The organism is Microbacterium sp. MTN4-26, assembly GCF_042846595.1.
GTDB lineage: Bacteria > Actinomycetota > Actinomycetes > Actinomycetales > Microbacteriaceae > Microbacterium > Microbacterium luteum.
On record NZ_BTGO01000050.1, the window covers coordinates 1 to 968 of the forward strand.

Annotated in this window: 1 protein-coding gene; it reads left to right on the forward strand. The window is 66.1% G+C overall.

Translation table 11 applies throughout. From position 1 onward, the window contains the following. Window positions 1–246: 246 nt before the first annotated feature. Window positions 247–968 (forward strand): transposase (locus tag ACGG9C_RS17025; protein ID WP_390178953.1); only part of this gene is annotated, 722 nt, incomplete at its 3' end.

Consider the following 968-nt stretch of genomic DNA (forward strand, 5'->3'; position numbering starts at 1 on the left):
CGAGACGAAACGGTGAGGATGGGTGTGGGCTTTTGGTTGCTGGTGCTGGCTTGAGACGAAACCGACGCCGTGTGGTTGTCCTTCGCGCGATCTGTCGCGCTGGTTGCCGGGAGTTCATGCCCTTGCTCGGGTGGCCGAGCCGGGCGGGAGTGACTTGATAGGACCCTGCAAGAGGCTCATCACCGTTTTGTCCGCCCGGCCCGGTGAAGTCATCCAACTCACATCGTGATTGGAGACAAGACCAGCATGACTGGCGCTACCAGCATCACCCCCGCCCTCGATCTCACGCAACTGGTCGTCGGTGTCGACACGCATCAACGCACCCATCACGCCGCGGTCGTGGACTCCGCCGGCAGGCTGCTTGCATCAGAGGCCTTCCCCGCGTCCGCGAGCGGATACGCGCAGCTGACCGGCTGGGCGAACCGGTTCGGGAACGTGTCGGTGTTCGGTGTCGAATCGACCGGTTCCTACGGGGCGGGGCTGACAAGGCATCTCCTCGCCGCCGGGTATCCGGTGAACGAGGTGAACCGGCCCGACAAGACCACCAGAGCACATCACGGCAAATCGGACCCGATCGACGCGGAAGCGGCCGCTCGGGCCGTCCTGTCGGGCCGAGCGACCGCTTCCCCGAAGATCACCACCGGGATCGTGGAGACCGTTCGGATGCTCAAAGTCAGTCGCGACGGGGCGGTCAAAGCCCGCACCGCCGCATACTCGCAACTGCGAGACCTGATCACCACCGCCCCCGACGAGCTCCGCGACGCGCTCCTCCCACTGACCGCATCGGCCCGAGTGAGCAAGGCCATCACGCTACGCCCCGACACCACCCGTCTCCACGAAACCCCCCACGCTGCCCGCTACGCGCTCCGCACCATCGGCCGACGCATCCGCGACCTCGATACCGAGATCACCACCACCGACCGCACCCTGGACACCCTCATCGCCGACACCGTCCCCACCCTGGTCTC